We start from the raw sequence: 21,115 nt of genomic DNA, 5'->3' as shown, positions 1-21,115 counted from the left end.
GCACCGATAGGGGAAACCTACTCCTGTCACAACGCCGGGCGGCACCGAAGTTGTGCGGTACCCGTAGTAGTGGGTAGCCCGCCCGCAATGCGCCCTCCGCTTGGGCGAATGCTCACTGGGCTGGTGACAGTCTCTGCAAAAATGCTATGTCGCTGCCGACCGCGCTGGGAGGGCACTGCATGTTTGTCGTTGGTGGGGAAAGCCTGATCGATCTCAAGGCCGAGGTGGCGATGCCCGACGGCAAGCTGATCGGCCGGGACGGCGAAGGCCAGATCGTGATGACGGCGCATCCGGGCGGCTCGCCCTATAACTGCGCCATCGCGCTGGCCAAGCTGGGCAATGATACGGGCTTCCTCTGCCCGATCTCCGCCGATGCCTTCGGCGACTATCTGTTGCAACCGCTGGCAGAGGCCGGCGTCAAGTCGTTGCTGACCGAGCGCGTCAAGGAATATACCACGCTGGCCGTGGTCAATTTCGACGCCAATCACAATGCCCGCTACGGCTTCTACCGCTCGGCAGATGGCGCCATCGATGCCACCACGGCAATTGCCGCCCTGCCGGCGAAGCTCGATCTCTATCAGATTGGCGGCTTCTGCCCGATCAAGCCGGACGAGGCGGCAATCTGGCTCGAAATCGTCAAGGCGGCCATCGGCAGGGGCGCCACCATCTCGATCGACCCCAATGTACGGCCAAGCCTGGTCGATGATTTCACTGGCTACAAGGCACGGCTTTCGACCTTCCTTGATCTGGCCCATGTGGTGAAGGTCTCCGAGGAGGACCTCGAGGCGCTCGACCCCAGCAAGAGCATCGAGCAGCACGCCGCCGATCTTCTGGCACGGCCCAATTGCCAGCTTGTTGTGGTGACGCTGGGCGACAAGGGCTCGCGGGCCTTCACCGCAAGCGGCAACGCCAAGGCAGCCATCTATTCGCCGCCGGTCTTCGGCGACACCGTTGGCGCCGGCGACAGCCTGATGGCTGGCATCCTGTCATGGCTGGCCGAACGCGGGCTCCTCAAGCCGGGCAAGCTCGATGGCTTGGGCGATGGCGCGCTCAGCGACATGCTGCGTTTCGGCGCCGTCGTTGCCGGCATCAATTGCGGCCGCAAGGGTTGCAAGCCGCCTACCCGCGCCGAAGTGGACGCGGTACTCGGCGTCTGACAGTCACGCCGAGTTGAACGGCGGGCCGGAAACCATCTGGCCTCCCTGCACGAATAGAGCGTAACCGACTGGTTCGCTCGTTGCTGCGGGGTTGCTGTGCTCGATCTCCTCTTCGCCTACGCCGCAGGCCTGCTGACGCTGCTCAACCCCTGCGTATTGCCCCTGCTGCCCCTGATCGCTGCTGGCGCGGTGGCCCGCCACCCTCTGGGTCCGCTGGCCATGGCCGGGGGCATGGCGGTCAGCTTCACCCTGGCCGGCATGGGCGCTTTCGCCTTGACCCGCGCGACCGGACTTGCCCAGGAGGACATTACTGTCGCGGCGGGCTGGATGATGATCATCTTCGGACTGATCCAGCTCATTCCGCAGGCGCAGGCCGGTTTCGGCCGCCTGGCAGGTGCCGCCGCAGGCGGCGGCACAAGGCTTATTGGTCAGGTGGAGGGCAAGGGTCTGATGGGCGAGGCGCTCGGCGGCGCGCTACTGGGCCTGGCCTGGTCGCCCTGCATCGGCCCCACGCTTGGCGCAGCGATCGGCCTCGCGGCGCAGGGTGAGAATCTGGGTTTCGCGCTTGCCATCATGGTCATGTTCTCGGCCGGGGCCGCCACCATCATGCTGGCGCTGGCCTATGGCACGCGATCGCTCATCTCGAGCCGCCGGGCCTTGCTGGCGCGCCTCACACCACACGCCAAGACTATTCTGGGCTGGGGGCTGATCGTCGTGGGCCTCGCCATCGTCTTCCAGCTCGATCGACTGGCCGAGGGCTGGGCCCTCACCGTACTGCCCGCCTGGTTCACCGATATTTCCGTCAGCATCTAGCAAAGGACGTCCCATGCTCCTCACCCGCCGAACCACACTCGCCCTGATGACCGGCCTTGCCGCATTGGCAGTCACCCGCCCCGCCAGCGCCTCCGCAAAGTTTGTCGACTACAGTGAGGCATCGCTCGCCGAGCTGGCAGCCGGTGGCCAGCCCTATCTCATCGACTTCTTCGCCACCTGGTGTTCCACCTGTGCAGCGCAGGAGCGGGTCCTCAATGGACTTGCCGGGGAGAACCCGGCCTATGCCGCCATTCCCATCGTCCGCGTCGATTGGGACGAGCACAGCCGGGGCGATCTGGTGCGACAGATGGCAATTCCCCGCCGCTCGACCCTGGTGATGATGCGCGGGACGACCGAACTCGGCCGCCTGGTCGCCGATACGCGGCGGGACGCCATTGCCGGCCTGCTCGATCTCGCAGCCAGTTGAACCAGGCGCGGTTGCGCTGCGCCGCAGGCTCTGGTTCTATCGCCGAATTCTCGATGGGGCATCGGCATGCGGCGTGGGCTTTGGGTTCTGGGCATACTGGCCGTGGTTGGCATTGGCGCGGCGGTCTATCTGCTCAAACCGGTCAATGGTCCGGCACGCGATCTGACGCTGGTCGGCGATGTCGAGCGGGGCAATTACCTGATCCGGCTGGCCGGCTGCGTGGCCTGCCACACCAATAACGCGGCTGGCACGGGTTTCCTGGCCGGTGGCTTCGGGCTGGAGACCCAGTTCGGCACCTTCGTGCCGCCAAACATCACCTCTGATCCCGATGCCGGGATCGGTGCCTGGACGCTGGCCGAGTTTTCGGACGCCATGAGCAATGGCATGGGGCCGCAGGGCCATCTCTATCCGGCCTTTCCCTATGAAAACTATACCCTGATGAGCGATCAGGAGATCGCCGATCTCTACGCGGCGCTACTGGCCACCGAGCCGGTGAGCACGCCGGCTGCCGAAAGCCAGATCACCTTCCCGTTCAATATCCGCCTGCTCATGGCAGGGTGGAAAAATCTGTTCTTCGCGCCGGCCCGCTTCGAGCCGGATCCCGACCGGTCCGAGACCTATAATCGCGGCAAATACCTGGCCTATGGGCCGGCCCATTGCGTGGCCTGCCATACGCCACGCAACCTGCTGGGGGCGCTGGACTGGAATGCCGCCCTGACCGGATCGCCTGGCGGCACGGGTGGCCGGGCCCCTGCCATCACGCGCAAAGCGCTGCTCGACGAGGGCTATGACGCGGCGACCCTGGCCCAGACGCTGCTCGACGGGTTCACGCCCGGCTTCGACGTACTGGGCGGGGCCATGGGCGAGGTGATCAAGGATGGCACTTCGCAATGGACCGAGGCGGACCGCGCCGCCATCGCCGAGTATCTGCTGGCCGAGTGACGCGCAATCAGGCTCCGGCGCGGATCGTCAGGGCCTCCTCCAGCGTCATTGTCGTGTGATGCTCCCAGCGCTCGTCGGTCTGGGGATAGTCGATGCGGAAATGGCCGCCCCGGCTCTCGGTGCGCTTGAGCGCCGCCGCGGCGACCAGGGTGGCCGAAGTGGTCATGTTGAGATAGGCGCTGGTCACCTGTTCAGCGGTGGCTTCGAGATGGGCGATGCGGCGCAAGGCCTTCCGCAGCCCCTCGGCATCGCGTTCCACGCCAACTAGGTCGGTCATGACCTGCCGCAGGTCCTGCACGGCAACGGTGCCCCGCAGCACATCCTCCGCCCGCTGCCCCTCCGCCTCGTCCCACTCGATGCCCTTGAACGGCGCCAACTCCCGCGCTGGCTCCAGCCCGCCAATATCCTCGGCAATGCGGGCGCCATAGACCGTTGCCTCGAGCAGCGAATTGGACGCCAGCCGGTTGGCGCCATGCAGGCCCGTGCAGCTGGCCTCGCCGCACACCCAGAGCCCCGGCAGCGATGAGCGGCCGCGCTCGTCGACCTGCACGCCACCCATGTGGAAATGGGCTGCGGGGGTCACCGGGATCATGCCATGCACCGGATCGATGCCCGCATCGAGACAGTATTTGGCCACGGTGGGGAAGCGGGTGAGAATGCTCTCGCCCAGCACCTGCCGCGTATCGAGGAAGACCTTTCGGCCGGCCTGGATCTGCCGGAAATTGGCCCGCGCCACCACGTCGCGCGGCGCCAGTTCGGCATCGGGATGGATGGCGGGCATGAAGCGCTCGCCCAGATCGTTGACCAGGATGGCGCCTTCGCCCCGCAACGCCTCGGTCGCGAGGGGCGCCGGATCGGCGCCGGTGGCAATGGCGGTGGGGTGGAACTGCACGAATTCCGCATCGGCAATCAGCGCGCCGGCCCGCGCCGCCATGCCCATGGCATGGCCGCGCACGCCGGGCGGATTGGTGGTGACGGCATAGAGCCCGCCCAAGCCCCCCGCGGCGAGCACGGTGGCACGGGCGCGGATGAAGACGGGCTCGGAATAGCGGTCGCCCAGACGGCGGCAGAAGACGCCAACAATGCGGCCGTTGTCACGGGCGAGGCTCAGCGCGGTAATGCCTTCGACGACGCGGATGGACGGGGTGCGGCGCACCTCGGCGATGATGGCCTGCATGATGGCCCAGCCCGCCCGGTCGCCCTCGACCTTGACGATGCGGTTGGCCGAATGGGCGGCCTCCTTGCCCAGTTCGTAATTGCCGAAATCGTCGCGGTCGAAGGGCGTGCCCCAGCGGGCGAGATCCTCGATGCGGGCGGCGGCCTCGGCGGTGACGCTTTCGGCCGTGCCGTGATCGACAATGCCGGCACCGGCCATTTCGGTATCGACCGCATGGGCATGGCTGCTGTCGCCCTGCCCCACGGCAGCGGCGACCCCGCCCTGGGCCCAGGCCGAGGAGGCGCCGGTACCCAATGGCTTGGGCGACAGCACCGTGACCGGACGGGGCGCGAGCTTGAGGGCGGTGAAAAGCCCCGCCAGCCCCGCCCCGACGATCAGGGCGCCATCGGCATTGAGGGTATTGTCGAAGGGGGTCATGGTCTGGCTCGCATGGTTTTCAAGCTACGCAGTAATCCGTATGATCATTCCCGCACGAACATTTCGGAGGCGGCAATTGGGCGGTGCGGGCGACGACGGCTTCGAGGAGGCGCGCCAGCCGGGCTTTGCGGCGGGCGAGACGCTGGACAGCTATGAAAGCCTGCAACGGCTGGTGCTGACCAGCTATGGCTATCGCTGCGCGCTGACCGGGGAAAGCTTTGCGCCGGTCAGCGGCCTGTTGCATCCCCGGCTCGACGTGGTCGCCATCCGCCCGCGCATCCATGGCGGTCCGCTCTCCATCGCCAACTACCTGCCCATGGTGGGGGAACTGGTCGACGCCTTCGAGCATGGCACCATCCTCGTCGAGGACGACTACCGCATCGTCGTGCCCAATACCGACCTGCTGGACCCCGCGCACCGCATCCGCCTGCGCTCGGCCCTGCATGTGCCGGCCGAGCACCTGTTCAGGCCCGGCGCGGCCTATCTCGCCTATCATCGGCGCTTTGTCCTGGGGCGCTAGTCGCCCTTCCGGCTCATCTCGATCATGCGTTCCACGGCCAGCCGCGCCGCCGGGATGATCGCGGGATCGACCAGCACTTCCTCGGTCATGGTGTGCAGGCTCCACAGCACGTTTTCGAGGTTGATGCGCTTCATATGCGGACAGATGTTGCAGCCGCGCAGGAAATCGACGCCCGTGGTCTCCGAGGCCACATTGTCCGACATCGAGCACTCGGTGACCATGACCACCCGGGGTGGCTTGTTGGTCTTGACCCAGTCGATCATGGCAGCGGTCGAGCCGGCAAAATCCACCGCATCGATCACCTCGGGCGGGCATTCGGGATGGGCGATGATCTTGGCCGTCGGATAAGCGTGGCGCAGCTCGGAAATGTCCTCGGCCGTGAAGGTTTCGTGCACCTCGCAGGCGCCGGCCCAGGTGATGACCTTCTTGGCCGTCTTCTTGGCGGTATTCTGCGCCAGATACTGGTCGGGGATCATGATGACCGTGTCGCCATCGACGCGATTGACGATGTCGAGCGCATTGGACGAGGTGCAGCAGACATCCGTCACCGCCTTCACGGCCGCCGAGGTGTTGACATAGGTCACCACCGGTACGCCCGGATATTTTTCCTTCATCATCAGCACGTCATCGGCCGTGATGCTTTCGGCCAGCGAGCAGCCGGCGCGGCTGTCCGGGATGAGGACGGTCTTGTCCGGATTGAGCAGCTTGGAGGTCTCGGCCATGAAATGCACGCCGCATTGCACGATCACCTGCTGGCGCACCTTGGTGGCCTCGACGGCCAGCTGCAGGCTGTCGCCGACGATATCGGCGACGCCATGATAGATCTGCGGCGTCTGGTAATTGTGGGCGAGGATGACCGCGTCCTTCTCGCGCTTGAGCTGGTTGATCTGGAAGATCAGCGGCGCATAGAAGGGCCATTCGATCTCGGGGATCTTGTCGCGCACGCGGTCGAACACCTTCTCGGTGGCCCGCTCGACGGCCTTGGAGAATTTGAGGTCGAAATGCTGGGACAGGATGGCGCGCGCCTCGTCGAGAGGCGTAATCGCGTTGATCGTCTGCACCATTGGACTATCCCTCCCGAAGTCGTGGCGGAACCTAGGGATTTTTTCCGGGCTTTTCAATGAACGGGGTTGCGTCAATTTTGCCAAGCTCCTAACCGTTCCCCCCAACAGCACCGATGAGGACTGACCATGCCGCAAGACACCGCCGCCATCCGCTCCATCCTCTCGCTCGCTCCGGTTGTCCCGGTGATCATTCTCGACGATGTGAGCCAGGCGCGGCCGCTGGCCGAGGCGCTGGTCGCCGGCGGACTGCCTATCCTCGAGGTCACCCTGCGTACGCCCAACGCGCTCAGGGTGATGGAAGAGATGGCCAAGGTCACCGGCGCCATTGTCGGCTCGGGCACGGTGCGCACGGCGCTGCACATGAAGCAGTCCGTCGATGCCGGCTGCCGCTTCATGGTCTCGCCCGGCATTTCCCCGCGCATCCTCGACGCCGCCGACGATATCGGCATTCCGCTGCTGCCGGGCATTGCCACGCCCAGCGAGGCAATGACGGCGGCCGAGCGCGGCTATGGCTTCCTCAAATTCTTCCCGGCCGAAGCCAATGGCGGCGCCCCGGTGCTCAAGGCCTTTGCCTCGCCCCTGCCCGACATCACCTTCTGCCCGACGGGCGGCATAGATCCGGCCAAGGCCAAGGTCTATCTCGGCCTCCCCAATGTCATCTGCGTGGGCGGCAGCTGGATCATGCCGGCCGACGCCCTGGCCGCCAATGACTGGAGCCGCATCGAAGCCCTGGCGCGCGAGGCCAGCGCACTGCGCGGCTGATGCGGCGGCTCGGGGCGGCACTGGTGCTGGTCGGGCTGATCAGCCCCCCCGCCCAAGCCGAAGCCGTCCATGTTGCCGTTGCCGCCAATTTCACCGCGGTTGCCGAACAACTGGCGCCGCTGTTCACGGCCGAGACCGGCCATGGTGTGACCTACAGCTTTGGCGCGACGGGCCTGCTCTATACCCAGATCAGCCAGGGCGCGCCGTTCGAGATCCTGCTCGCCGCCGATGAGGAGCGGCCCGCCCGGGCGGTTGCCGAGGGTCTTGGCGTCGCGGGCAGCGTCTTCACCTATGCCATTGGCGCGCTGGCGCTCTACAGCACTGCGCTCGATGTCAGCAATGGCGCGGCGGTGCTCGGCGGCGCCGGTTTCGACAAGCTCGCCATCGCCGATCCACGATCGGCGCCTTACGGCAGGGCCGCCATGGAGACCATCGCGGCGCTGGGCCTCTCCGAAACCATCATGCCCCGGCTGGTGACCGGCGAGAACATCACCCAGACGCTGCAATTCATCGAGACCGGCAATGCCGAACTCGGCTTCGTCGCCGCCAGCCAGGTGACGGGCAAGACAGGCGTCTGGATCGTACCGGGCGATCTTCATGCGCCGATCCGTCAGGATGCCGTGCTGCTCAAGGCGGGGGAGGCCAATCCGGCGGCCACGGCCTTCCTCGATTTCCTGAGGAGCGAGACAGCCATCGCCGTGATAGAATCGGCAGGCTATCGCGTCGACTGAACGGATCCCGCAATGAGCCTTGCCGATATCTGGACGCCGGTCAGCCTGACGCTGAGCCTGGCCACCATCAACACGCTCGTGCTGCTGGTGCTGGGCACGCCCATCGCCTGGTGGCTGGCGCGCAGCCGGAGCCGCTATCGCGAACTGGTGGGCGCGCTGGTAGCCATGCCGCTGGTGCTGCCGCCGACCGTGCTGGGCTTTTACCTGCTGATCGCGCTGGGTCCCAACGGACCGGGCGGCTGGATTGCCGCGCTGTGGGGCGGACGCACGCTGGCCTTTTCCTTCACCGGCCTCGTCATCGGCTCGTTCTTCTATTCGCTGCCCTTCATGGTGCAGCCGCTGCGCAACGGCTTTGCGGCGATCGGCGAGGAGCCGCTCGAGGCGGCCGCGACGCTGGGCGCTTCGGGCTGGCAGCGCTTCTGGCGTATCGCCCTGCCACTGGCGCGCCCGGGCTACATCACCGGCGCGGTGATGACCTTTGCCCATACGGTGGGCGAATTCGGCGTCGTGCTGATGATCGGCGGCAATATTCCGGGCCAGACCAAGGTCATCGCCATCGCGCTTTACGACCATGTCGAGCGCCTGCAATGGCAGGAGGCGCATGTCATTGCCCTGGGCATGGTGGTCTTTGCCTTCGTGGTCATCGCGGTGACGCTGAGCATCGACCGGCGGGTGAACGTGCCGATGCCGTAGGGGCGTGCGGAAGCGCCGCCTGCAACGCGGTTGTCGTGTGGTTCGCTCTGCTCACCGAGTGAGCCGTGATGGCGAGGCAACTGCCTCGAAGGTTAGTTTGGATAGTGAGACAGACGCCTCGCCATCACGCCGGGATTTTTCACACACGCATCGAGCGGCCGCCCTTTCGGATTTTATCGCTTCCGTTCCCGCTCTGGGTTCGTGCCATTCGAGCGTAGCTCGCATGGCCTTGCCCTGCGGGACGGCGCGAGGCCGGTGGTCAGCATACATGCGGGAGCCTGGCGACCCATGCTCCCCGGCAGTCTAGCCCGCTCATCACTCGTCATGATCGCGCTCTGGCGGGTAGATGAGGTGATTATGCAGGAGGTCTTGGGGAGGGGGATAAGTTTGTGGTGGCGGCTGAAAGGTGAGCGGGGGTGGAGGGTTAGCTGATCCGGATTGTGGGAAGGCCGCGTTTTGAGCGTGCGGCCCAGCGCCGGAAGACCGCGGCTAGCCATGCGCGCATACCTCGATCCGCGGCCCCCTTGCCACCCGACCTCCCTTCCCTTCAAATGCACGCGGGACCCGGGAGGAACGGCATGGCTATCGGCGGCGACGCGCTCGAATTCATTGACAGGAAGTTTTACGATCTGGCCATCGGCATTGCCGCGCTCGAAGTGCTCTATGACGGCTGCCGCTGGGCCGAGGGGCCGGTCTGGTTCGCCGATGGCAACTTCCTGGTCTGGAGCGACATTCCCAACAACCGCATGCTCAAATGGGTGCCGGGCCTTGGCGTCACCCCGTTCCGCACCCCATCCAACTATGTCAACGGCAATACCCGTGACCGGCAGGGGCGGCTGATCTCCTGCTCGCATGGGGCCCGCGCCGTGCTGCGCACCGAGTGGGACGGCACGGTGACGACGCTGGTCGACCGCTTTGAGGGCAAAAGGCTCAATTCGCCCAATGACGTCGTGGTCAAGTCGGATGGCACGATCTGGTTCACCGACCCGCCCTATGGCATTCTCAGCGACTATGAGGGCTACAAGTCGGACCAGGAACAGGCCGGCTGCTTTGTCTATCGCTTCGACCCGGCCGATGCTTCGCTGACCGTGGTCGCCGACGATTTCGCCAAGCCCAATGGGCTGGCCTTCTCGCCCGACGAGTCGGTGCTCTATGTTTCCGATACCGGCCAGAGCCACGACCCCGACTGGCCCGCCCATATCCGCCAGTTCGACGTCAACGGCGCGAGGCTCACCAATCCAAAGGTCTTTGCCGATATCGATTCGGGCCTGCCCGACGGGTTCCGGCTCGATACCGAGGGCAATGTCTGGACCAGTGCCGGCCTGGGCGTGAATGTCTACAATTCCGCCGGCGCCCTGCTGGGCCGCATCAAGACGGGGGCCAAGACCTCCAACGTCACCTTTGGCGGACCGCGCCGCAACCGGCTGTTCATCACCTGTAGCCAGTTCGTGATGGCCACCTATGTCAGCGCCACGGGCTTGCAGCATCCCTAGCAATGGACCTGACATGAACCGGCCCATTCATGCTAGGAAGGATGCGGGGCGACTTACTTGCACATCGGAACATCGTATTGACAGCCAACGACCATGAAGCCGCTCCCGCCGAGGAGTTGCTCGAGACGCCCCATCTGGCGGATGCGCTGGAAAGCGACCGGTTCAAGCAGTTTCTCGATCATGTGCCCTTCGGCATCGCGGTTTCCGAACTGCATCCGCAGGAGCGGCTGTCCTACGCCAACCTGGAATTCGAGCGGCTGATCGGCACCTCGGGCGGACAGCTCGAGGGCAAACCTTGGGCCGTATTGCCCCCCAATGCCGTGGCCCGCGACGATGGCGAACTGTTGAGCCAGGCCGTCGCCCTGCGCGACGACTATATCGGCACCTTCGTGATCAGGCGCGACGAGGGCGAGATCACCGTCGATGCCTGGTCCAACATCATCGAGGACGATGACGGCAAGCCGACCTTCCGCCTCGTCGCGCTGGCCGAAACCGCCAACCGCACGCCGGAGCACGCCGCCGACCTCAAGGCCCAGATCCAGGAAAAAGACACCCTGCTGCGCGAATTGCAGCACCGGGTGAAGAACAACCTGCAGATGATCACCGCGCTGATCCGGCTCGAAGCGCGCAACATGCCCGACGATACCTCCAGCCAGGCCTTCCAGCGCCTGGCCGGGCGGATCAGCTCGCTGGCGCTGCTCTACCAGTCCCTGTCCGAGGACGGGCAATCGGAAAGCGTCGATCTCGGCGTCTATCTCAGCCAGGTTGCCTCGGCGGTGATGGCCGCCCATGCCATCGAGGGCATAAGGCTCAACCTGCAGGTCGATACCTGGCCGGTCTCGGTCAATGTCGCCATGCCCACCGGGCTGGTGGTCAACGAGCTGATGATCAATGCGCTGAAATACGCCTTTGTCGGCCGCGAAGGCGGCACGATCACGCTGCAGTCGCTGGTCAACGAGACCGGCTGCCGCGTTACCGTTTCCGACGACGGCATCGGCCTGGCCGAGGGCACCAACTGGCCCAAGCCGGGCAAGCTCAGCGCGCTCATCGTGCATTCGCTGGGGCAGAATGCCAAGGCGCGGGTCACCATCGATTCCACGCCAGGGGCCGGGCACACCGTCTCGATCTTCTTCGCCCGGGCCAATGCCGAGCCCGAACCAGAGCCCGAAGCGACCTGAGACGGCATGGCGACCGCGATTACCCGCTTCATCCAGGACAACCTGGAGCTGCGTCCGCTACCGGCGCTGCCCGCGATCAGCCTCTACCTCTCCCACCCCAGGAGCCGCCTGTCGCGGCTGGCCGATCCGGATGATGCCGATCCGCCGCCGCCCTATTGGGCCTTCCCCTGGGCCGGCGGACTGGCTCTGGCGCAGCACTTCGCGGCCCATCCTCAGGCCATTGCTAACAGGCGCGTGCTCGATCTGGGCGCGGGATCGGGGCTTGTGGCCATCGCCGCAGCAAGGGCGGGGGCCGTGGTCAGTGCGGCGGAAATCGACCCGCATGGACGGGCCGCGATTGCGCTCAATGCGGCGGCGAACGGGGTTGCGGTCGACCTGACCGAGGTGGATGTGACGGGGCCACCGCCGGCCGATGTCGAGCTGATCGCGGCGGGCGACGTCTTCTACAACGCCGAGGTGGCGGCGATCATGCTGCCCTTCCTGCTGCGCTGCCGCGCGGCCGGGATCGACGTGCTGATCGGCGACCCGGACCGGCGGGACCTGCCCAGGCATCGGCTGGAACGCGTGGCGTCCTATGCCGTGGGCGATGTCGGGGATGGCCGGGACGATGCCGGGCGGGTGGGGAGTGTCTATCGCCTGCGCTAGGGGCTGGACCGAGTGGTTTGCAGCAGCCTACTTGCTGCCCTTCGGCTTCTTCGGCTCGGGCGCCGGCAAGTCGTCTGTCGTGGTCTTGACCAGTCCCGCCAACCAGTCGGCATCGTCCCAGCGGTCGCCATCGATCAGGAAATAGGGCTTGGAACCCGGATAGGCCTCGGCTTCCGTCACCGTGCCCAGATAGGCGCGCCCCGCCGCGGTGGGCTTGATGAACAGCTGGTCGTCGCAGATGAAGGCCATGACTTTGCCGTCGCAATACATGCCGTATTCGCCGAACATTTTCTTGGTCGTGATCGTGCCGGCGCCGGCGCTTTGCTCGACGATATAGTCGACCGTCTTCTGCTGGGTGCTCACATCACCGCCCCGACCTGCCAGGGTACGAATTCATTGTCGCCATAGCCGAGCTCTTCGGACTTGGTGCGCTTGCCCGAGGCAATGTCGAGCAGCATGTCGAAAATCTGCTGCCCCTTGTCCTCGATGGAAACGCCCTCGACGATATCGCCGCAATTGATGTCCATGTCGTCGGTCATGCGGGCATACATGTCCGAATTGGTGGCCAGTTTCATGGAAGGCACCGGCTTGCAGCCATAGGCCGAACCGCGCCCGGTGGTGAAGGCCAGGATATTGGCGCCGCCGGCCACCTGCCCCGTCGCCGAGACCGGATCAAAGCCGGGCGTATCCATGAAGACAAAGCCCTTCTCGGTCACCAGCTCGGCATATTCATAGACCGCCGTCAGCGGCGTCGTGCCGCCCTTGGCCGCCGCGCCGAGCGACTTTTCGAGAATGGTGGTGAGGCCACCCAGCTTGTTGCCGGGCGAGGGATTGTTGTTCATCTCGCCATGGTTGCGACGGGTATAGTCTTCCCACCAGTGAATCCGGCTGATGAGCTTTTCGCCCACCTCGCGGCTGACGGCCCGGCGGGTGAGCAGGTGTTCGGCGCCGTAGATTTCCGGCGTCTCACTGAGGATGGCGGTGCCGCCATTGCGCACCAGGATATCGGCCGCATAGCCCAGCGCCGGATTGGCAGTAATGCCCGAATAGCCGTCCGACCCGCCGCATTGCAGCGCCAGGCTCAGGTGGCTGGCATCGACCGTCTCGCGGCGCGCCGCGGCGGCGATGGGCAGCATTTCCTTGACCTTCTCGACGCCCCACTCGATCATCTTCTTGGTGCCGCCACGCTCCTGGATGGTCATGGTCTGGAAGGTCTCGCCTTCGGCAATGCCGTACATTTCCTTCATGCGGCCGATCTGGAACACCTCGCAGCCCAGGCCGATGAGCAGCGCCGCGCCCAGATTGGGATTGGACGCATAGCCCCACTGCGTACGCTTGAGGATGTCAAAGCCCTCGCCACGGCTCTCCATGCCGCAGCCCGTGCCATGCACGAAGGGCACCACGCCGTCGATCTCGGGATAATCCTCGAGCAGGCCGGAGCGATTGATCGCCTCGGCGACGAACTTGGCGACCGTGGCCGAACAATTCACCGAGGTGAGGATGCCGATATAGTTGCGGGTGCCCACCTTGCCATTGGCACGGCGATAGCCCTCGAAGGTGGCGCGCTGGCCGAGAGGGATCATCTCGGGCGCTATGGCCCCTTCGGCAAAGGCATAGTCATGCGTCAGCGTGCCGTCGGCGCCGCCCATGCCGCAATTGTGCTCATGCACCCAGTCGCCCGGCACGATGGCTTCGCTGGCAAAGCCGATGATCTGCCCGAACTTGATCACGGCCTCGCCGGCGGCGATGGCCCGGCTGGCGAATTTGTGGCCCTTGGGCACGCGCCTGACAATGCGCACGCCCTGCGGCGTATCGCTGCCGACATCGAGATTGGCCAGTGCCACCGCAATATTGTCGGCCGCATTGAGCACCAGCGTGCGGGACTGGGGACGGGTCATCGTTTCGGACATCAGGGGACTTTCGCGGGGTATGGTCTCAACTGCGCTTTACGCCGGCCCCGTTTGCCGCCAGATTGCGCGCGCATTCGGCAGCGACGGGCGTTGTAAAGCACCACTTCACTAACTAACATGTTAGCATGACAACCGCAGCAAGTCCCTATTCTTTTCTGGCGCGCCCGACCACCCTCACCCGCGGCAGCGTCACCGCGGACGTGACCCATGCCATCCGCACTGCCATCGTCACCCTGGCCCTGCCCCCCGGCAGCACCATCGACAAATCGCTGATCTGCGCCGAGCTCGGCGTCTCGCGCTTTCCGGTGAGCGAGGCGCTGGCGCGGCTGCAGATCGAGGGACTGGTCGATATCGCCCCGCAGCGCGGCTCCACCGTCTCGCTGGTGCGCATCGCTGATGTCCGCGAATACATGCTGATCCGCAAGGGGCTGGAATCGGAAGCCCTGCGCGTGCTGATCGGCAGCCACGACCCCAGCCTGATCGACGCCTTGCATGCCAATATGGCCGCCCAGCGCGAGGCGGCAGAGCGCGACGACGCCGAGACCTTCCACCAGATCGACGTCGAGTTCCACGACATCATCTACCGCTCGATGCGGCTGACCAAGGTCAAGACCATCATCGATTCCGCCCGCGCCAATCTCGACCGGGCGCGGCGGCTGATCATCACCCCGCGCCGGCTGGCGCTGACCATTGCCGAGCACCAGGCCATCTTCGACGGCATCCTCGCCGCCGACGCCGCCCAGGCCACCCGCGCCATCCGCGCCCATATCGACGCGGTCATGGTGGAGCTCTTCGCCTTTGCCCGCGAGCATCCAGGCCTCTTCGCCGATGGCGAGAGCCTGGGCACCGACAGCGACAGTTTCCCCTTCGGCTAGGACACATCATGCTCAAGAACATTCCGCCCATCCTCGGCCCCGACCTGCTCGCCATCCTGCGCGCCATGGGGCATGGCGACGAAATCGCCATCGTCGATGCCAATTACCCGGCGGATGCGGCCGGCCCGGTGCTGGTGCGGCTCGATGGCATCAGCGCCACCGACGTGCTCGACGCCATCCTGACCCTGATGCCGCTGGATGACTTCGTGGCCGAGCCCGCCCTCTGCATGCAGGTGGTGGGCGATGCCGGCCGGCGCGAGCCGATCATGGACGAATTCGAGACCATCATCCGCCGGCACGAGCCCAAGATGGGCCTCGCCTCGCTCGAACGCTTTGCCTTCTATGACCGGGTCAAGACCGGCTATGCCGTGGTCCAGACCGGCGAGCGCCGGCTCTATGGCAATATCGTGCTCAAGAAGGGCATTGTCCGCCCCGACGGCTGAAAATGCCGCGACCGAACCGATCGGGCCAAGGTCGCCCTCGACAGACTAACATGTTAGCGGCTAAGGCCTAGTCAAACGGCAACAGGGATACTCCACCATGAAACTGCTCCGCATTGGCGCCAAGGGCGCGGAAAAGCCCGCAATCCTGGCCGAAGACGGCTCGATCCGCGACCTCTCCGGCATTGTCGGCGACATCGGCGGCCAGACCCTGACGCCCGAGGGCCTGGCCAAGATCCGCGCCCTCGATATCGGCGTGCTGCCCCGGCTCGATGCCGGCCAGCGCATCGGGCCCTGTGTTGCCAATGTCGGCAAGTTCATCTGCATCGGGCTCAACTATGCCGACCACGCGGCCGAGACCGGCGCGCCGATCCCGGCCGAGCCGATCATCTTCATGAAGGCCACCAGCGCCATTATCGGCCCCAATGACGATGTGATCATCCCCAAGAACGCCATCAAGCCGGACTGGGAAGTCGAGCTGGGCGTGGTCATCGGCAAGGAGGCCCGCTATGTCGACGAAGCCGACGCCATGGACCATGTCGCCGGCTATTGCGTCATCAACGACGTCTCCGAGCGCCACTTCCAGACCGAGCGCGGCGGCACCTGGGACAAGGGCAAGGGCAGCGACACCTTTGGGCCCATCGGCCCCTGGCTGGTGACGCGCGACGAAGTGGCCGATCCCCAGCAGCTGGGCATGTGGCTCGACGTCGACGGCAAGCGCTACCAGAACGGCTCGACTCGAACGATGATCTTCGGCGTCGCTCATGTCGTGAGCTATGTCAGCCAGTTCATGAGCCTGCAGCCGGGCGACATCATCTCGACCGGCACCCCGCCCGGCGTCGGCATGGGCATCAAGCCCGAGCCGGTCTGGCTCAAGCCCGGCAATGTCATGCGCCTGGGCATTGAAGGCCTCGGCGAGCAGCAGCAGAATGTGAAGGCCTACAGCGCCTAGCGTCTTCACCTCTCCCTTGGGGGAGAGGTGAGAGGGCTAAGGCCGCCGGGCGACGAGGTCGATCTCGACCAATGCCCCCACTGCCAGTGCGGTCACGCCGATCGTGGTCCGCGCCGGCAGCTTTCCGGCTTCGAAAAAGCTCGGCCACAGCGCGTTGAGCGCGGCATAGTCGCGCTCGAAGGCCGAGAGGTAGATGCGCACCATGGTGACATGCTCGAGCCCCAGGCCGATCCCGCCCAGCACCAGCTTGAGATTGTCCATCACCCGCCTGGTCTGCGCCTCGACGCCGGCCGGAAGCGGCGCATCGGGTGCCGCCGGGTCGGTGGGCATCTGGCCGGTCACGAACACCCAGCCATCGGCCTCCACCGCGTGGGAAAACGGCGCCACCGGCCGCGGACCCGAGGCGATCATGTGATGCAGTAGCTGGCTCATGCGGACACTCCTTTGCGCCTGAGCCTCACCGTCTGGGCAGCCATAAGTCAACGCCTGGCTTGCATTGCGCACCGATGATCTTGCGTGATCGTCCGATCACGAATTGCTGTCTTGCGGCGCGAGCAAAAGCGGATCACTGTTTCGGCATCATGCGCAGCTGGATCGCCCGTCACCGGTTCGTTCTTGCCGCCCTTTTCGGGCCCGTCATCATTTTGACCCCCGCCATCCCATTGGCCACCGCCCAGTCCGAACGCGAGAATGCCGCGCTCGATGCCCTGTTCGACCAGCTCCGCCTGGCCCCCGACCAGGCAGCGGCGCAGGCCATTACCAGCCAGATCTGGACCTACTGGATCACCCCGCGGGACCCGATCCTGGCGGCGCGCATGCAGGACGTGCTGAGCCTGCGCCAGCGTGCCGATTTCCCCGGCGTCATTGCCCTGCTCGATGAGATCGTCGTCGACTATCCCACCTATGCCGAGGCCTGGAACCAGCGCGCGACGGTCTACTATCTGCTGCGCAACTACGATCAATCCCTGGCCGACATCGAGAAGGTGCTGGAATTCGAGCCACGCCATTTCGGCGCCCTGGTGGGTCGCGCGGTGATCTACAAGAACCAGGGCAAGGACGATCTGGCGCGCGCCGACATGATTGCCGCGCTGGCCATCCACCCCTATCTCGTCGAGCGGGCCCTGTTCCCCGAACTCGAGGACATCAAGTTCATCTGAACCCAAGTTCATGTGAACCATTGACCGCGTCTTGCGGCCCGGCTCTGTTGTTCCCACATCAGGCCCTCCGCAACGAAAGACGTTTCATGACCGACACCGACCTGACCGTGCTCCGTGAAGATGGGGCAACCCGTGGCCGCTATGTCATCCACCTGGCTCCGGGCTTTGAAGCGGAGATGACCTTCCGCATTGGCGAAGACCGCACCATCACCATCGACCATACCGGCGTGCCGCCCGAATATGAGGGCCGCGGCATAGCTGCCCGCCTGGTTCAGAAGGCCGTTGCCGACGCACGCGAGCAGGGCTTCAAGATCGTCCCCATCTGCTCCTATGTCGTCGCCCAGTTCCGCCGCCATCCCGAATGGGCCGACCTGCGCGCCTGAATCTCAATGTCCCGAGGCGCTGCGCTGGCGGAAGATTTCGGTCAGCCGGGCCAGCGCCACCAGATGGATATGTTCGGGCGTGGTCGGCTCCTTGAGGCAGGTGACCTCGGTCACCACGGTGAAGACGCAGCCATTGCGCTCGCCGGTCGCGGCAAATTCAAGCCGTCGCCGCTTGGGCCAGTAGCGTGCATAGGTGACCTTGAACTGCATCGGAAACCGTAGCGCCGCCCTGTGATACGGCGGCCCTGGCGGCCGCCACTTGGTCACCAAGGGTGACGCCCCTCGGCTCGATGGCATGACGCTGGCAGGCGACCGCCATTGCGTCAACCGCCATGCGCGCTAAAGCGCGCCCGTCGTCGGAGCGTGACGGCCATCCGTCGCGTCTGGCTCCATGATGCTGGCGCGGTTGCGCCCCTCATTCTTGGCCACGTAAAGCGCGGCATCGGCCATTTCGATAACGTCGTCCATGCTGTCGCCGGGCATGATGAGACACGCGCCGACGCTGACGGTGACGCTGACCGAGCGGCCATCGGGCAGCGCAATGGGCTGATCGACGATGGCCGCCATCAGGCCATAGGTGGCCGCCCGCAGCAGGTGCGGCGCACTGTCCTGCAGCAGGACGATGAACTCGTCGCCACCCCAGCGCGCACAATCGCCGCCCGCCCCGATACTGTCGGAAATGCGCTGTGCCATCGCCAGGATCACCGCGTCGCCGGCGGCATGGCCATAGGTATCGTTGATGGTCTTGAAGTGATCGATATCGATCAGCAGCAGCCCGCGCTGGCCGCTTGCCGCCGCATCGGCAAATCGCGCGATGAAGCTGCGCCGGTTGGCCAGGCCCGTCTGACCGTCCCGGAAGGCCAGCACTTCCAGCTCCTCGGTGCGCTCGCGAATCCGCGCTTCCAGCTGTCGCGTATTGTCGCTGACCGCCAGCGCCATATCGGCAAAGGCCGTCGACAGGCGGCCCACCTCGTCCTGCGAATCCGTACCCATGGCGAGCGCCGGTGCGTAATCGCCGGCGCGCGCTGCCCAGACAGCCCCTTCGAGGCGCTTGAGACGATCCAGCACCTGCCGCTTGAACAGCAGCAGCAGCATGGCAGCCACCAGTCCCGCCACCGCCGCCAGCAGTAGGCCGATGGGCAGGAACAGCCGCTTGTCGATGATGGCGTCGATATCCATCAGCGTGACATTGAACCAGCCCAGCCGATCCAGATAGCCGATGCCCACCAGCGTTTCCTTGCCGCCGACCGTCATGAAGCGCGAGCTGACACCAGCATCGCCGGCCGCGACCTGGTCCATCAGCGCGCGCAGCGCAACCTGGTCTTCCGGCTTGTCGAGCAAGGAAAACACCGTGCGCTTGGCGCTCATCTCGGCCGTGAGGCTGCGCAGGTCGACCATGTTCTCGTCGCGATGCGCCTGAACTGCGCCCCACCGGTCGACAAACATCGAACTGACGCCGACCTGGGGGATATTGACCACTTCCTGGATGAAGCTGGTGAGGTCGATGCCCGTGCCCAATACGCCCAGCACCCGCCTTCCCTCGCGGATGACGCAGTTCATCCAGACCTTGGTGACCCGCAGATTGGCATCGTTGTCGACATTGAGATGACAGCCCTCGCCCAGGGCCGATGTGGCGAAATACCAGGCGTCGCGCGGGTTGTCGCGGTTGACGGTATAGCGGTACTGGTCGCCGGCATAGGAATTCGACGCGTCGTTGAAATAGTAGTTGCCGGAGGAATTGACGACGAAGAAGTAGCTTTTGTCCGAGAAGGACTGGCGGAAATGCTCGAGCTCGGCAATGCCGCGGCGCTTGAGCGTTTCGTTGCTCTCGTCATTGGCCCAGTCGCGGATCGACTGCGATCCGGCCAGCGTGTCGGCCAGCGAGACTTCGCGCATCAAGGCATCGAGCCCGCGATGCCGATCGTAGAGCACCTGTTTTTCGGCAAACAGCGTACCCAGCTGGATGACCGTGGACGCCACCACCCAGTTGAAGGCGACATAGGCTGGGACGGCAACGACCAGGATGCCGACCAGGACCAGGATCAACAGTCGGATACGCAGGCTGCCGGCAATGCTGTCTCGAAGTCCGAAGATTTGGACGCCCTCGCCCGCTCTGGGATTGCGGCCGTTCCGGCCACTTCATCAATCTAGGCAGCAGGCGTTTAGAGTCCGTTAAGCCTTTGCGCTCGCCTGAACCCCCGTGCCCGCGATACGTTATCCCTGTGGCAACTGAGGAGACAGCCATGAGCCCGCTCGAAACCAAGGTCCGCGCTTTGTTCGACGCCTATGGCAAGCGCAGCGACGACGCATTGCAGAACCCGCCCCGCGAGGATGTCGAGGGCATGATCGCTTCCTTTGCGTCCTTTTTCGTCGAATCCAGCCCCAAGGGGGTGATCGGCGGCGCCAATGACGACAGGTTCCGCCAGGTCATCCCGACCGGCTTTGCCCGCTACCGCCGGTTCGGCGGCAAGCACATGACCATCAAGGGGATCCGGGTGATCGAACTCGATCGCCTGCATGCGGTCGCCGATGTCGACTGGCAGTTCGACTATGTGAACAAGGCCGGCAAGGCGGGCCAGGTGACCTTCACCAATTTCTACTGCGTCACCATTGCCGGCGGCACGCCCAGGATCTTTGCCTATATGACGCCGGACGAGGACCAGGCCATGCAGGAGCACGGTCTGGTCTAGCGAGTGCGAAGGTCTAGCCGTGGGCGAGGAAGGCCTGCGCCTCGCGCAGTTCCTCGGGCCGCAACTCGTGGCCGCCCGGATGCCAGAACAGCGACGCGCTGGCGCCATTGCCGGCGAAATAATCGCTCAGCGCCTGCGTCATGGCGGCGGGCCCGATGGGGTCGCGCTGGCCGGCAGTGATCAGCACGCGCCGGCCGGCAAAGTCGGCGCTGGGCGGCGCAAACGGGATCAGCGGATGCATGAGCACGGTCGCGTCGAACAGGCTGGGCGCTGCGAACTGCATCGATGCCAGGATATTGGCGCCGTTCGAATAGCCCAGCCCGATCACCTGGCGCGGTGCGCCCTCGGCTTGCCGCGCTTTGACAAAGGCGATCATCTGCTGCGTGCGCAGCGCCAGGTCGTCCATGTCATAGACGCCCTCGCCGGTGCGGCGGAAGTAGCGCAGCGCCCCGCCCTCGCTGACATCGCCGCGCGGCGCGATGATCCGCGCTCCGGGCAGCAGCTCACCGGCCAGATCGAAGAACTGGTTTTCGTCACCCCCCGTGCCGTGAAAGACCACAAAGAGCGGCGCGACGGCGTCGGCACCCTTGCCTTCGCGATAGTGGTAGTCGGCCATGGTCCGTCTCCTGAACTGATATTGAACCGATATATCGGCCGGCTCGGCCTTTCGGGCAACCATCGCCGGCGAC

General features: G+C 65.3%; 25 protein-coding genes. 17 read left to right on the top strand and 8 right to left on the bottom strand.

Going from position 1 to position 21,115, the window contains the following annotated elements; all coding sequences use genetic code 11:
* Positions 1 to 179: 179 nt before the first annotated feature.
* The 4 genes from ACLI1C_RS17140 to ACLI1C_RS17125 all read left to right on the top strand — a co-directional run bounded on the left by ACLI1C_RS17140 (position 180) and on the right by ACLI1C_RS17125 (position 3,339).
* Complete coding sequence (locus ACLI1C_RS17140) at positions 180 to 1,157, top strand: carbohydrate kinase family protein (protein ID WP_411398769.1); 978 nt, start codon at positions 180 to 182, stop codon at positions 1,155 to 1,157.
* A 96-nt stretch (positions 1,158 to 1,253) separates the two neighbouring features.
* Positions 1,254 to 1,970 carry a cytochrome c biogenesis CcdA family protein gene (locus ACLI1C_RS17135; RefSeq protein ID WP_411398768.1) on the top strand — a complete coding sequence of 239 codons (717 nt, stop codon included), beginning with the start codon at positions 1,254 to 1,256 and terminating at the stop codon, positions 1,968 to 1,970.
* A gap of 13 nt (positions 1,971 to 1,983) precedes the next feature.
* Positions 1,984 to 2,397, top strand: coding sequence for a thioredoxin domain-containing protein (locus ACLI1C_RS17130; protein WP_411398767.1), 414 nt, complete (start codon positions 1,984 to 1,986; stop codon positions 2,395 to 2,397).
* Positions 2,398 to 2,463: 66 nt separating this feature from the next.
* Entirely contained in the window at positions 2,464 to 3,339 is an 876-nt protein-coding gene (locus ACLI1C_RS17125) for a c-type cytochrome (protein ID WP_411398766.1), read from the top strand.
* Between the two features lie 7 nt (positions 3,340 to 3,346).
* Here ACLI1C_RS17125 and ACLI1C_RS17120 read toward each other — a convergent pair whose 3' ends face one another.
* A complete protein-coding gene (locus tag ACLI1C_RS17120; protein ID WP_411398765.1) occupies positions 3,347 to 4,933 on the bottom strand; it encodes an L-aspartate oxidase in 1,587 nt (528 codons plus the stop codon).
* Between the two features lie 76 nt (positions 4,934 to 5,009).
* On the opposite strand from ACLI1C_RS17120, the gene ACLI1C_RS17115 reads away from it, so the two are divergent.
* On the top strand, positions 5,010 to 5,453 hold the full coding sequence (locus ACLI1C_RS17115) for a hypothetical protein (protein ID WP_411398764.1): 444 nt from the start codon (positions 5,010 to 5,012) through the stop codon (positions 5,451 to 5,453).
* Here ACLI1C_RS17115 and nadA read toward each other — a convergent pair.
* Positions 5,450 to 6,517, bottom strand: coding sequence for a quinolinate synthase NadA (gene nadA / locus ACLI1C_RS17110; protein ID WP_411398763.1), 1,068 nt, complete (start codon positions 6,515 to 6,517; stop codon positions 5,450 to 5,452). The two genes, ACLI1C_RS17115 and nadA, sit on opposite strands and share 4 nt — an antisense overlap.
* 126 nt (positions 6,518 to 6,643) lie before the next feature.
* Here nadA and eda point away from each other — a divergent pair, with 126 nt between their 5' ends.
* The 6 genes from eda (at position 6,644) to ACLI1C_RS17080 (ending at position 12,019) form a co-directional block, all read left to right on the top strand.
* Complete coding sequence (gene eda / locus ACLI1C_RS17105; protein ID WP_332689340.1) at positions 6,644 to 7,279, top strand: bifunctional 4-hydroxy-2-oxoglutarate aldolase/2-dehydro-3-deoxy-phosphogluconate aldolase; 636 nt, start codon at positions 6,644 to 6,646, stop codon at positions 7,277 to 7,279.
* Entirely contained in the window at positions 7,279 to 8,010 is a 732-nt protein-coding gene (gene modA, locus ACLI1C_RS17100) for a molybdate ABC transporter substrate-binding protein (RefSeq protein ID WP_411398762.1), read from the top strand. The genes eda and modA overlap by 1 nt, the downstream gene beginning before the upstream one ends.
* 12 nt (positions 8,011 to 8,022) lie before the next feature.
* Positions 8,023 to 8,703, top strand: coding sequence for a molybdate ABC transporter permease subunit (gene modB, locus ACLI1C_RS17095; protein WP_411398761.1), 681 nt, complete (start codon positions 8,023 to 8,025; stop codon positions 8,701 to 8,703).
* A gap of 578 nt (positions 8,704 to 9,281) precedes the next feature.
* Entirely contained in the window at positions 9,282 to 10,196 is a 915-nt protein-coding gene (locus ACLI1C_RS17090; protein WP_411398760.1) for an SMP-30/gluconolactonase/LRE family protein, read from the top strand.
* A gap of 77 nt (positions 10,197 to 10,273) precedes the next feature.
* Positions 10,274 to 11,374 (top strand): sensor histidine kinase, encoded by a 1,101-nt coding sequence (locus tag ACLI1C_RS17085; RefSeq protein ID WP_411398759.1) that lies wholly within the window; start codon positions 10,274 to 10,276, stop codon positions 11,372 to 11,374.
* Positions 11,375 to 11,380: 6 nt separating this feature from the next.
* Entirely contained in the window at positions 11,381 to 12,019 is a 639-nt protein-coding gene (locus tag ACLI1C_RS17080) for a class I SAM-dependent methyltransferase (RefSeq protein WP_411398758.1), read from the top strand.
* 27 nt (positions 12,020 to 12,046) lie between these two features.
* Here ACLI1C_RS17080 and ACLI1C_RS17075 read toward each other — a convergent pair whose 3' ends face one another.
* Together ACLI1C_RS17075 and ACLI1C_RS17070 are read right to left on the bottom strand one after the other, a co-directional pair.
* Positions 12,047 to 12,382, bottom strand: coding sequence for a TfoX/Sxy family protein (locus ACLI1C_RS17075; RefSeq protein ID WP_411398757.1), 336 nt, complete (start codon positions 12,380 to 12,382; stop codon positions 12,047 to 12,049).
* Entirely contained in the window at positions 12,379 to 13,929 is a 1,551-nt protein-coding gene (locus tag ACLI1C_RS17070) for a UxaA family hydrolase (protein WP_411398756.1), read from the bottom strand. Before ACLI1C_RS17070 ends, ACLI1C_RS17075 begins: the two co-directional genes overlap by 4 nt.
* 125 nt (positions 13,930 to 14,054) lie before the next feature.
* On the opposite strand from ACLI1C_RS17070, the gene ACLI1C_RS17065 reads away from it, so the two are divergent.
* The 3 genes from ACLI1C_RS17065 to ACLI1C_RS17055 all read left to right on the top strand — a co-directional run bounded on the left by ACLI1C_RS17065 (position 14,055) and on the right by ACLI1C_RS17055 (position 16,196).
* A complete protein-coding gene (locus ACLI1C_RS17065) occupies positions 14,055 to 14,804 on the top strand; it encodes a GntR family transcriptional regulator (RefSeq protein ID WP_411398755.1) in 750 nt (249 codons plus the stop codon).
* 8 nt (positions 14,805 to 14,812) lie between these two features.
* On the top strand, positions 14,813 to 15,247 hold the full coding sequence (locus ACLI1C_RS17060; protein WP_411398754.1) for an RbsD/FucU family protein: 435 nt from the start codon (positions 14,813 to 14,815) through the stop codon (positions 15,245 to 15,247).
* Positions 15,248 to 15,344: 97 nt separating this feature from the next.
* Entirely contained in the window at positions 15,345 to 16,196 is an 852-nt protein-coding gene (locus ACLI1C_RS17055) for a fumarylacetoacetate hydrolase family protein (RefSeq protein ID WP_411398753.1), read from the top strand.
* A gap of 36 nt (positions 16,197 to 16,232) precedes the next feature.
* Here the strand turns inward: ACLI1C_RS17055 and ACLI1C_RS17050 are convergent, their stop codons facing one another.
* A complete protein-coding gene (locus ACLI1C_RS17050; protein ID WP_411399071.1) occupies positions 16,233 to 16,607 on the bottom strand; it encodes a RidA family protein in 375 nt (124 codons plus the stop codon).
* 170 nt (positions 16,608 to 16,777) lie between these two features.
* Between ACLI1C_RS17050 and ACLI1C_RS17045 the strand changes: the two genes are divergently transcribed.
* Positions 16,778 to 17,353, top strand: a complete 576-nt coding sequence (locus ACLI1C_RS17045; protein ID WP_411398752.1) for a tetratricopeptide repeat protein — start codon at positions 16,778 to 16,780, stop codon at positions 17,351 to 17,353.
* Positions 17,354 to 17,439: 86 nt separating this feature from the next.
* Positions 17,440 to 17,736, top strand: a complete 297-nt coding sequence (locus ACLI1C_RS17040) for a GNAT family N-acetyltransferase (RefSeq protein WP_411398751.1) — start codon at positions 17,440 to 17,442, stop codon at positions 17,734 to 17,736.
* Between the two features lie 3 nt (positions 17,737 to 17,739).
* On the opposite strand, the gene ACLI1C_RS17035 is transcribed toward ACLI1C_RS17040, so the two are convergent.
* Both ACLI1C_RS17035 and ACLI1C_RS17030 read right to left on the bottom strand, forming a co-directional pair.
* Positions 17,740 to 17,946 carry a hypothetical protein gene (locus tag ACLI1C_RS17035; RefSeq protein WP_411398750.1) on the bottom strand — a complete coding sequence of 69 codons (207 nt, stop codon included), beginning with the start codon at positions 17,944 to 17,946 and terminating at the stop codon, positions 17,740 to 17,742.
* A 129-nt stretch (positions 17,947 to 18,075) separates the two neighbouring features.
* Entirely contained in the window at positions 18,076 to 19,782 is a 1,707-nt protein-coding gene (locus tag ACLI1C_RS17030) for a diguanylate cyclase (protein WP_411398749.1), read from the bottom strand.
* Between the two features lie 197 nt (positions 19,783 to 19,979).
* Between ACLI1C_RS17030 and ACLI1C_RS17025 the strand changes: the two genes are divergently transcribed.
* Complete coding sequence (locus ACLI1C_RS17025; protein ID WP_411398748.1) at positions 19,980 to 20,426, top strand: hypothetical protein; 447 nt, start codon at positions 19,980 to 19,982, stop codon at positions 20,424 to 20,426.
* 13 nt (positions 20,427 to 20,439) lie between these two features.
* Here the strand turns inward: ACLI1C_RS17025 and ACLI1C_RS17020 are convergent, their stop codons facing one another.
* The gene (locus ACLI1C_RS17020; protein ID WP_411398747.1) at positions 20,440 to 21,042 is read right to left on the bottom strand and encodes an alpha/beta hydrolase; all 603 of its coding nucleotides are present in this window, start codon (positions 21,040 to 21,042) and stop codon (positions 20,440 to 20,442) included.
* Between the last annotated feature and the right edge of the window lie 73 nt (positions 21,043 to 21,115).

The sequence above is a fragment of the Devosia sp. XGJD_8 genome (assembly GCF_046614475.1).
Taxonomy (GTDB): Bacteria; Pseudomonadota; Alphaproteobacteria; order Rhizobiales; family Devosiaceae; genus Devosia.
This window is presented reverse-complemented; position numbering and strand designations above follow the sequence as displayed.

What these genes read in the sequence shown, in the direction of transcription:
- ACLI1C_RS17130 (WP_411398767.1), top strand. Translation starts at nt 1,984, where the DNA reads ATGCTCCTCACCCGCCGAACCACACTCGCCCTGATGACCGGCCTTGCC.
- ACLI1C_RS17065 (WP_411398755.1), top strand. Translation starts at nt 14,055, where the DNA reads ATGACAACCGCAGCAAGTCCCTATTCTTTTCTGGCGCGCCCGACCACC.
- ACLI1C_RS17020 (WP_411398747.1), bottom strand. Translation starts at nt 21,042, where the DNA reads ATGGCCGACTACCACTATCGCGAAGGCAAGGGTGCCGACGCCGTCGCG.
- nadA (WP_411398763.1), bottom strand. Translation starts at nt 6,517, where the DNA reads ATGGTGCAGACGATCAACGCGATTACGCCTCTCGACGAGGCGCGCGCC.
- ACLI1C_RS17080 (WP_411398758.1), top strand. Translation starts at nt 11,381, where the DNA reads ATGGCGACCGCGATTACCCGCTTCATCCAGGACAACCTGGAGCTGCGT.
- ACLI1C_RS17090 (WP_411398760.1), top strand. Translation starts at nt 9,282, where the DNA reads ATGGCTATCGGCGGCGACGCGCTCGAATTCATTGACAGGAAGTTTTAC.
- ACLI1C_RS17055 (WP_411398753.1), top strand. Translation starts at nt 15,345, where the DNA reads ATGAAACTGCTCCGCATTGGCGCCAAGGGCGCGGAAAAGCCCGCAATC.
- ACLI1C_RS17140 (WP_411398769.1), top strand. Translation starts at nt 180, where the DNA reads ATGTTTGTCGTTGGTGGGGAAAGCCTGATCGATCTCAAGGCCGAGGTG.
- ACLI1C_RS17025 (WP_411398748.1), top strand. Translation starts at nt 19,980, where the DNA reads ATGAGCCCGCTCGAAACCAAGGTCCGCGCTTTGTTCGACGCCTATGGC.
- ACLI1C_RS17040 (WP_411398751.1), top strand. Translation starts at nt 17,440, where the DNA reads ATGACCGACACCGACCTGACCGTGCTCCGTGAAGATGGGGCAACCCGT.
- ACLI1C_RS17070 (WP_411398756.1), bottom strand. Translation starts at nt 13,929, where the DNA reads ATGTCCGAAACGATGACCCGTCCCCAGTCCCGCACGCTGGTGCTCAAT.
- eda (WP_332689340.1), top strand. Translation starts at nt 6,644, where the DNA reads ATGCCGCAAGACACCGCCGCCATCCGCTCCATCCTCTCGCTCGCTCCG.
- modA (WP_411398762.1), top strand. Translation starts at nt 7,279, where the DNA reads ATGCGGCGGCTCGGGGCGGCACTGGTGCTGGTCGGGCTGATCAGCCCC.
- ACLI1C_RS17125 (WP_411398766.1), top strand. Translation starts at nt 2,464, where the DNA reads ATGCGGCGTGGGCTTTGGGTTCTGGGCATACTGGCCGTGGTTGGCATT.
- ACLI1C_RS17060 (WP_411398754.1), top strand. Translation starts at nt 14,813, where the DNA reads ATGCTCAAGAACATTCCGCCCATCCTCGGCCCCGACCTGCTCGCCATC.
- ACLI1C_RS17035 (WP_411398750.1), bottom strand. Translation starts at nt 17,946, where the DNA reads ATGCAGTTCAAGGTCACCTATGCACGCTACTGGCCCAAGCGGCGACGG.
- modB (WP_411398761.1), top strand. Translation starts at nt 8,023, where the DNA reads ATGAGCCTTGCCGATATCTGGACGCCGGTCAGCCTGACGCTGAGCCTG.
- ACLI1C_RS17045 (WP_411398752.1), top strand. Translation starts at nt 16,778, where the DNA reads ATGCGCAGCTGGATCGCCCGTCACCGGTTCGTTCTTGCCGCCCTTTTC.
- ACLI1C_RS17050 (WP_411399071.1), bottom strand. Translation starts at nt 16,607, where the DNA reads ATGATCGCCTCGGGTCCGCGGCCGGTGGCGCCGTTTTCCCACGCGGTG.
- ACLI1C_RS17120 (WP_411398765.1), bottom strand. Translation starts at nt 4,933, where the DNA reads ATGACCCCCTTCGACAATACCCTCAATGCCGATGGCGCCCTGATCGTC.